Origin of the sequence: Azohydromonas lata NBRC 102462, assembly GCF_001571085.1 — a bacterium.
GTDB classification, from domain to species: domain Bacteria; phylum Pseudomonadota; class Gammaproteobacteria; order Burkholderiales; family Burkholderiaceae_C; genus Azohydromonas; species Azohydromonas lata.
Genome location: NZ_BCTC01000169.1, coordinates 1 through 8,502, shown reverse-complemented (window position 1 = coordinate 8,502; position 8,502 = coordinate 1). Strand labels below are relative to the sequence as shown.

General features: G+C 69.9%; 7 protein-coding genes. 6 read left to right on the top strand and 1 reads right to left on the bottom strand.

All coding sequences use genetic code 11. The annotated features are described in order from the left end of the window. On the top strand, nt 1-726 hold a 726-nt coding region (locus ALA01S_RS29370; protein WP_305765092.1), incomplete at its 5' end, for a FixG Ig-like domain-containing protein. Nucleotides 727-902: 176 nt separating this feature from the next. Then, the gene (gene glgC, locus ALA01S_RS29365; protein ID WP_066343044.1) at nt 903-2,162 is read left to right on the top strand and encodes a glucose-1-phosphate adenylyltransferase; all 1,260 of its coding nucleotides are present in this window, start codon (nt 903-905) and stop codon (nt 2,160-2,162) included. A gap of 19 nt (nt 2,163-2,181) precedes the next feature. Here glgC and ALA01S_RS29360 read toward each other — a convergent pair whose 3' ends face one another. Beyond that, nucleotides 2,182-3,711, bottom strand: coding sequence for an MFS transporter (locus tag ALA01S_RS29360; RefSeq protein WP_084268071.1), 1,530 nt, complete (start codon nt 3,709-3,711; stop codon nt 2,182-2,184). 448 nt (nt 3,712-4,159) lie between these two features. On the opposite strand from ALA01S_RS29360, the gene ALA01S_RS29355 reads away from it, so the two are divergent. The 4 genes from ALA01S_RS29355 to ALA01S_RS29340 form a co-directional block, all read left to right on the top strand. Then, complete coding sequence (locus ALA01S_RS29355) at nt 4,160-6,043, top strand: PHA/PHB synthase family protein (protein WP_084268070.1); 1,884 nt, start codon at nt 4,160-4,162, stop codon at nt 6,041-6,043. Then, nucleotides 6,033-6,446 carry a hypothetical protein gene (locus ALA01S_RS29350; protein ID WP_066343040.1) on the top strand — a complete coding sequence of 138 codons (414 nt, stop codon included), beginning with the start codon at nt 6,033-6,035 and terminating at the stop codon, nt 6,444-6,446. Before ALA01S_RS29355 ends, ALA01S_RS29350 begins: the two co-directional genes overlap by 11 nt. A gap of 205 nt (nt 6,447-6,651) precedes the next feature. Then, on the top strand, nt 6,652-7,410 hold the full coding sequence (fabI, locus tag ALA01S_RS29345; RefSeq protein ID WP_066343047.1) for an enoyl-ACP reductase FabI: 759 nt from the start codon (nt 6,652-6,654) through the stop codon (nt 7,408-7,410). A gap of 47 nt (nt 7,411-7,457) precedes the next feature. Continuing rightward, nucleotides 7,458-8,502, top strand: a 1,045-nt coding sequence (locus tag ALA01S_RS29340) for a bifunctional enoyl-CoA hydratase/phosphate acetyltransferase (RefSeq protein WP_066343037.1), incomplete at its 3' end; no start/stop codon positions are given.

The following is an 8,502-nucleotide window of genomic DNA, read 5'->3' as shown; positions in this document are numbered from 1 at the left end:
GTCATCAGCTACGACGCCGAGCGCGGCGAGCCACGCGGCTCGCGCTCCAAGAAGGTGGACCCGGCCCGGGCCGGCCTGGGCTCGTGCATCGACTGCACGCTGTGCGTCCAGGTCTGCCCAACCGGCATAGACATCCGCAAGGGCCTGCAGTACGAGTGCATCGGCTGCGCCGCTTGCGTGGACGTGTGCAACGAGGTGATGGACAAGATGGGCTACGCCCGCGGCCTGGTGCGCTACGACACGCAAAACGGGCTGCAGAGGCACCTCACGCACGGCCAGGTCCTCGCCCGCGTGCTGCGCCCGCGCATCCTGCTCTACACCGGCATCCTCATCGCCATCTGCATTGCCGTGGGCCTCAGCATCGCCACGCGCACGCCGTTCAAGGCCGACATCGTCCGCGACCGCTCGACGCTGGCGCGCCAGGTCGAGGGCGGCTTCGTGGAGAACGTCTACCGGCTGCAGGTCATGAACGCGGCCGAGGCGCCGCAGACCTACGCCGTGTCGGTGGCCGGGCTGCCGGGGCTGCAACTGGCCGAGCCGGTGAAGATGACGCTGGGCCCGGCCGAGGCGCAGTGGGCCACCGTGTCGCTGCGCGTGCCGCCGGAGACGGCCGCCGCCACACCGGCCGGCGCACACGAGATCCACTTCACCATCGAACGTGCAGCCCACGACGGAGAACCGGTGCGCACGCTGGACGAAAAGACCACCTTCGTGCTGCCGCGCTGACCGCCAGCCGGCACGCGACGCCAGGGCGCCCAACGGGGCGCCCTTTTGCCGTCTTCCCTGGCGCACACGCTTCCTGATGGAGGAGGCCTCCCCGGCGCGCCGCTTGCTACAGGACTCTTCCCGGGTCCTGCAGGGCATGGGGATTGCCGTTGCCGCTCACAACTACAGGAGAGGCCATGGCGGCAAACGATCTCGCGCGAACCCTGGAACTGCCCAAGCGCACGGTGGCCCTGGTGCTGGCCGGCGGACGCGGGACGCGGCTCAAGCAGCTCACCGACCGGCGTGCGAAGCCGGCGGTTTATTTCGGCGGCAAGTTCCGCATCATCGACTTTGCACTGTCGAACTGCCTGAATTCCGGCATACGGCGCATCGGCGTCATCACCCAGTACAAGAGCCACAGCCTGCTGCGCCACCTGCAGCGCGGCTGGGCCTTTCTCAAGGCGGAGATGAACGAGTTCGTCGACCTGCTGCCTGCGCAGCAGCGCATAGACGAGGAAAACTGGTACCGCGGCACGTCCGACGCCGTCTACCAGAACGAGGACATCATCAGCAGCTACCGCCCGGATTACGTCGTGGTGCTGGCCGGCGACCATGTCTACAAGATGAACTACGCCGTGATGCTGGCCGACCACGCCGCCAGCGGCGCGGAAGTCACCGTGGGCTGCATCGAGGTGCCGCGCGCCGACGCCAGCGCCTTCGGCGTCATGGCGGTAGACAAGGACTGGCTCGTCACCGATTTCGTGGAAAAGCCCGCCGATCCGCCCACCCTGCCCGGGCAGCCGCAGACCTCGCTGGCGAGCATGGGCATCTACATCTTCAACCGCGAGTACCTGTTCCGCGAGCTCGCGCGCGACGTGCAGAGCGAGAACTCCAGCCACGACTTCGGCCGCGACATCATTCCCAACGCCGTGCGCCAGGGCGTGGCGCGGGCCCACCCCTTCAGCCGCAGCGGCGTGGTGGGCAGCGGCGGCGAGCCCTACTGGCGCGACGTGGGCACGATAGACGCCTACTGGGACGCCAACATCGACCTCACCGCCGCGCAGCCCGCGCTGGACATGTACGACCAGCGCTGGCCCATCCTGACCTTCCAGCCGCAGTTACCGCCGGCCAAGTTCATAGGCATGGGCCGCAGCGACTGCGGCAACGCCACGGACTCGCTGGTCTCCGGCGGCTGCATCGTGGCCGGGCGGGTGACGCGCTCGGTGCTGTTTTCCAGCGTGCACGTGGACGCCGGCGCGCAGGCCGAGCGCGCCGTGCTGCTGCCCTACGTGCGCTTGGGCCGCGGCGTGCGGCTCAACCGCGTGGTGGTGGACCGCGGCTGCGAGCTGCCGGACGGGCTGGTCATAGGCGACGACCCGCTGGAGGACGCCCGTCGTTTCGAGCGCACCGACCAGGGCATCACGCTGGTGACGCGGGAGATGCTGGCGCGGCTCTGAGCCGCCCACGCAGCGCGCCTCACTCTCCGGCCGGCTCGGCCTTGACGCCGGCCTCCAGGTGCACCTTGGGCACGCGCGAGGCGATCCACGCTCCCGCCGCCACGAACACCGCCAGCACGCCGTAGACGACGTGAAAAGCCTGCGTCAGCGCCTGGGGTGAGAGGTCCGTGGGCAGCGCCTGCGCCGCACCTTCCCCCCCGGGCCTGACGTGCAGCAGCACGAAGGCCAGGCCGCCGAAGATGGCCGTGCCCAGCGACGCGCCCAAGGAGCGCGTGAGTGACAGCAGGCCCGCCGCGGCCCCCAGGCGCTCGCGGCCGGCCAGGGTCTGGGTGGCGAGTTGGGCACTGGCCATGACCGTGCCGAAACCCAGGCCCACCACCGCCGCCGCACCCGCCAGCAGCGCGGGCGAGGACGGCGCCAGCGCCAGCACGCCCAAGGCCAGTGCCGATAGCGACAAGCCCCGGGGCGGCATGCGCGTGGGCAGCCCCGTGCGCGCCGTGATGCGGCCGTTGAGCGTGGAGCCCACCACCAGCCCAAGCGTGAGCGGCAGCATCTGCAGCCCCGCGTCGGCCGCGTTGGCGCCGTGCCCCAGCTGCAACTGAATGGGCAGCAGGAACACCAGCGCGAACATGCTGGCCGCGAACACCAGCACCGTGCCGCAGATCCAGCCCACGCCGGGCAAGCGCAGCAGCTCCAGCGGCAAAAAGGGCGAGGCGTGGCGGCGCTGCTGGCGCAGCAGCACGGTGCCGGCACCCAGGGTCAGGACGACGAGCCCCACGCTGGCGGCCGACAGCCAGCCGAAACGGTGTCCAGCCAGGCTGAACCACAGCAGCGCCGACACCGCCGTCACCACGAACAGCAGCAGCCCAAGCGGGTCGGTGGGCGCGCCGCGCAGCGCCGGTGCCGTGCCGCTGGGCGGCAAGCGCAGCACGCGCCAGGCGGCCAGGGCGCACAGCGGCACGTTGGCCAGGAACAGCCAGCGCCAGTCGGCGTGGTGCACCACCAGCCCGCCGATGACGGGCCCGCCCACGCTGGAGGCGGTAAAGACGATGGCGAAATACGCCTGGTAGCGCGGGCGCAGCCGCGGCGGCACCAGCTCGCCGATGAGCGCCTGGCACAGCACCATCAGGCCGCCGCCGCCCAAGCCCTGCAGCAGCCGCGCGGCGATCAGCGCGCCCATGCCGCGCGCCAGTGCGCAAGCCAGCGACCCCAGGGCGAACACCGCCAAGGCCGCCAGCAGCATGCGGCGGCGGCCGAAGCGGTCGCCCAAGCGGCCGTACAGCGGCGCCGTCACCGTGGCGGCGATCAGGTAGCCGATGGCGATCCAGGCCGTGTCGCCCAAATCACTGAAATCGGCCGCGATGCGCGGCGTGGCCGTGGCCAGCAGCGTCTGGTCCACCGCGGCCAGAAACATGGGCAGCATCACCGCGCTGAACAGCGCCAGCACCGCGCGACGCGGCGGTTCATCGGCCTGCCGTGCCGCGGCGACGGCAAGCGCTTGGGCTGCGGGCGAAGCCGGGCGCTCCGGCAATCGGGTGCTGCGTGGCATGGCGGGGCCGTTGCAAGCCGCATGCCGCGCAGGCGCATACCGGCATTCAATTACCTGGACCGCCTCAATCCCGTGCGCAGACTGCCGATACCGAAATATCCGAGCCAAATGCCGGACAGCAGGATGGGAATTTGCAAAACTCCATGACCTTGAATAACCTACGAATTACTTCAATCTTGATCTTGCTCAATACGCAGCGAAAATTTCATGGACTGCGCGCGCGTGCGTGATGCGTTTCACGGCGCGGCAATAATTCGCCCTTCCAATGAGAAATCCTGGCCACCCTGCATTTTTCACAAACCGAGATAAGCCGAGAAATTTTTCCAACCGGCGACAGAAATAGCGGATTTCCTGGCCGCATTTGCTTCCTTTGGAAGCTGCCATTCAATTGATAGTAGTGGCCAAGCAATTACAGAGAACTCCCACCCTCATGCCCCGCCGACAAGCAATGACCAAAGAAGTCGCGTCTTCCACCAGCACCCTTGCCAGCCCGCTGGCGATGGCCGTGCCGCCCGCGCTGACCGCGCAAATCGCCCAAGCCCTGGCGCCCGTGCCGGCGGCCACGCCCAGCGCCGCCGAGCGCATGGACCAGGCCGCGCACGCCATGCTCTCGCGCGTGTCCGGCGGCCTGTCGCCCATCAGCCTTTCGCTGGCTTGGGCGGATTGGGCCATGCACCTGGCCGCGTCTCCCGGGCGCCAGTCCACGCTGGCGCAGCAGGCCGCCAAGCTCTTGAGCGCAGCCGGGCCGGCCGCGGGCCCCACGGCCGATGCGCCCAAGCGCCCCGAGAGCGACGAGCGCTTTCGCGACCCCGCGTGGGAACAGTGGCCCTTCAACGTCTACAAGAACCAGTACAAGGCGGCCTGCGCCTGGTGGGAACAGGCCGTGCAGCTTGACGGCGTGGCCCGCCACCACGGCCACCTGGTGAACTTCTTCACCCGGCAGTGGCTGGACGCCATGTCGCCCTCCAACTTCGCCGCCACCAACCCGCAGGTGCAGCAGGCGCTGCGCGACAGCGCCGGCCAGAGCCTGGCCGCGGGCAGCCGGCTGCTGACGCGCGACCTGGCCGAGCAAGCCACCAAGCAACCCGGCGACGGCGAGGCCGCCGCCGCCGCGCTGCCGCCGCTGCCCTACCGCGTGGGGCAGGACGTGGCCGTGACGCCCGGCAAGGTGGTCTACCGCAACCACCTCATAGAGCTCATCCGCTACGAGCCCACGACAGAGACGGTGCACCCGGAGCCGCTGCTCATCGTCCCGAGCTGCATCATGAAGTACTACATCCTGGACCTCTCGCCCGGGAACTCCATGGTGCGCTACCTGGTGAGCCAAGGGCACGTGGTCTACATCATTTCCTGGCGCAACCCCGACGCCGCCGACCGCGACCTGGGCATGCGCGACTACTTGCGCAGCGGCGTGATGGACGCCATGGCCGCCGTGGCGCGCACCAGTGGCACGCGGCGCCTGCACGCCGCGGGCTACTGCCTGGGCGGCACCTTCCTGTCCATCGTGGCGGCGGCGCTGGCCGGCCACCACGCCGCGGGCGAGGCGCACCCGCTGCGCCGCCAGTCCGACATCGCCGACCTGCCGCAGCTGCAAAGCGTCACGCTGCTGGCCACGCTCACCGACTTCACCGAACCGGGCGAGCTGGGCGTGTTCATCGACGACGACCAGTTGCGCACGCTGCGCGAGGAGATGGCCCGCACCGGCTTCCTCAGCGGGCGGCAGATGGCCGGCTCCTTCCAGTTCCTGGGCTCGCGCGACCTGATTTGGGCGCGCAACGTGCGCCGCTACCTGCTGGGCCAGGACGACCAGCCCAACGACCTCATGAGCTGGAACGCCGACGTCACGCGGCTGCCCGAGCGCATGCACTCGGAGTACCTGCAGTCGCTCTACCTGAACAACGCGCTGGCCACGGGCCGCTACCGCGTGGGCGACGTCGCGGTGGCGCTGTCGGACCTGCACGCGCCCATGTTCATCGTGGGCACGGCGCGCGACCACGTGGCGCCGTGGAAGTCGGTCTACAAGATCCACCTGCTCACCGACACCGAGACCACCTTCGTGCTGGCCAGCGGCGGGCACAACGCGGGCATCGTCTCCGAGCCCGGCCACGCGCGGCGCAGCTACCAGCTCGCCAGCCGTGAGCCCGGTCAGGCCTACGTGGCGCCGGAGGACTACGCCGCGGGCGCTCCTGCGCACGAGGGTTCCTGGTGGGAAGCCTGGAGCGCCTGGCTGGCCCAGCGCAGCGGCCCGCGCGTGGCGCTGCCGCCGCTGCCCAAGGACGTGGCTCTGGACGATGCCCCCGGCCAATACGTGCACGTGCGCCATGCGGATTGAGTCGCACACCGCGCTGCTGGGCGAACGGCCCGAGACCGACCTGTTGCACCGCCTGGACGCCGAGCTGCAGGCGCTGCAGGGCCGCATCGTGCAACTGGCCATCGCGCTGCGCGCCCCGCTGGACACGCCGGCGGACGTCGAACGCATCCTGCAACGCCCGCCCACCTCCGCGGTGGCCACGGAGCGGCGCAGCGAAGGCGGCGGGCGCAACTACCGCGGCCCGGAGCGCCGCGTCTCGCACCTGTGGGACGAGCTGCGCGCGCTGCTGGTGCTGCGCTGGCAGCTGTGCAGCCGTCTGGCGGCCGTGGTGGGCGCGCCGGCCGTGCACGAGCTGCTGGCCGCGGCCGACGCGCAGTTGCGCCGCGAAGGTTTCACGCAGTCCACCGCCGGCATGACGCTGTAGCCGCCGGCTTCACAAAAGCATCACCACAACACGGGACGCCGCCTGCTGCCGTCAGGGCAGGCGCGCCCCCAACAAGCCGCGCTTTTGGCCAATACGAGGCTGAGAGCACCAACGAAACGAACCGGGAACACACACCATGGACCAAGCCGTCAACACCGCCGACCTCTCCACCTCCACCGCCAACGGCACCGCGCGCACCTCGCGCATGAGCCTGGCCGGCAAGAAGGGCCTCATCGTGGGCGTGGCCAACGAGCACAGCATCGCCTGGGGCTGCGCCGAGCTGGCCAAGCTGCAGGGGGCCGACGTGGTCGTCTCCTGCCTCAACGAGAAGGCCACGCGCTTCGTTGCGCCGCTGACCGAGCCCGCGGGCATTGCGCTCAAGCCCTGCAACGTCGAGCAACCCGGCGAGCTGCAGGCGCTGGTGGACTTCGCCGTGGAAAAGCTGGGCCGGCTGGACTTCATCGTCCACTCCATCGCCTGGGCCCCGCTGGAAGACCTGCACGGCCGCGTCATCGACAGCTCCTCCACGGGCTTCGCGCGCGCCATGGAGGTCTCGTGCCACTCGCTGGCCGAGCTGGCCAAGCTGTGCGCCCCGCACATGACGCAGGGCGGCGCCATCGTCACCATGACCTACCTGGGCGCCGACGAGGCCGTGCCGCACTACGGCCTGATGGGCCCGGTCAAGGCCGCGCTGGAATCGCTGGTGCGCTACATGGCCGTGGAGCTGGGCCCGCAGCGCATCCGCGTGCACGCCGTCTCGCCCGGCCCCATCCACACCCGCGCGGCGTCGGGCATCGCCGGCTTCGACGAGCTGGTGGACGCCTCGGTGGCCAAGGCCCCGTTGGGCCGCCTGGTGACGCTGGACGAGATCGCCCAGCTCGCCAACTTCCTCTGCAGCGACGCCGCCTCCGGCATGACCGGCCAGACCATCTACGTGGACGGCGGCTGCCACGCCGTGGCCTGAGCCTCAGCGCCGCGAACACCGAACAACTCGAACGGGAACACACCGCCATGAACGCCTTGCTGGAAACCGACTACATCGAGAACGTCACCTACGACGAGATCAGCGTCGGACAGACCGCCACCCTCACGCGCACCATCAGCAACGAGGACATCCAGGCCTTTGCCGCCGTCTCCGGCGACACCAACCCCGCCCACCTCAACGCCGAGTACGCCGCCGACACGCTGTTCCACGGCGTCATCGCCCACGGCATGTGGGGCGGCTCGCTCATCTCCGCGCTGCTGGGCACCGTTTTCCCCGGCCCGGGCACCATCTACCTTGAGCAGGACCTGCACTTCACCAAGCCCGTGCGCATCGCCGACACGCTCACGGTGACGGTCAAGGTCGCCGCCAAGGACGACGCCAAGAAGCGCGTGGAGCTGGACTGCGAGGTCGTCAACCAGAAGGGCGCCTGCGTGCTCTACGGCAAGGCCCGCGTGCTGGCCCCCACCACCAAGGTGAAGGTGCAGCGCAACAAGGCGCCCAAGATCCACCTCTTCGACGCGCAGGCCCGCCTGCGCGCGCTGCTGGCCCTGGGGGCTGACATGCCCGCGGCCAAGTGCGCGGTGGTGCATCCCTGCGACCCGGAGTCGCTGTCCGGCGCCATCGACGCGGCGCAACTGGGCCTGATCGAGGCCGTGCTCATCGGCCCGGAGGTGCGCATCCGCCACGTGGCCAAGGAAGCCGGCATCGAGCTGGGCGACGTGCGCATCATCGACACGCCCTACTCCGAGGCCGCCGCCGAGAAGGCCGCCGAAATGGCCGCCAAGGGCGAGGTGGAGATGCTCATGAAGGGCAGCCTGCACACCGACGAGCTCATCCACGCCGTGCTGTCGCAAAAGGCGCTGCGCACGGGGCGGCGCATGTCGCACGTCTTCCGCTTCGACGTGCCGCTGTACCGCAAGCCCATCCTCATCACCGACGCGGCGCTCAACATCCAGCCCACGCTGATGGAGAAGAAAGACATCATCCAGAACGCCATCGACTTCGCGCGCATCGCCGGCATCGACCAGCCCAAGGTGGCCATCCTGGCGGCGGTGGAGACGGTCAACCCGG

What these genes read in the sequence shown, in the direction of transcription:
- glgC (WP_066343044.1), top strand. Translation starts at nt 903, where the DNA reads ATGGCGGCAAACGATCTCGCGCGAACCCTGGAACTGCCCAAGCGCACG.
- ALA01S_RS29360 (WP_084268071.1), bottom strand. Translation starts at nt 3,711, where the DNA reads ATGCCACGCAGCACCCGATTGCCGGAGCGCCCGGCTTCGCCCGCAGCC.
- ALA01S_RS29355 (WP_084268070.1), top strand. Translation starts at nt 4,160, where the DNA reads ATGACCAAAGAAGTCGCGTCTTCCACCAGCACCCTTGCCAGCCCGCTG.
- ALA01S_RS29350 (WP_066343040.1), top strand. Translation starts at nt 6,033, where the DNA reads ATGCGGATTGAGTCGCACACCGCGCTGCTGGGCGAACGGCCCGAGACC.
- fabI (WP_066343047.1), top strand. Translation starts at nt 6,652, where the DNA reads ATGAGCCTGGCCGGCAAGAAGGGCCTCATCGTGGGCGTGGCCAACGAG.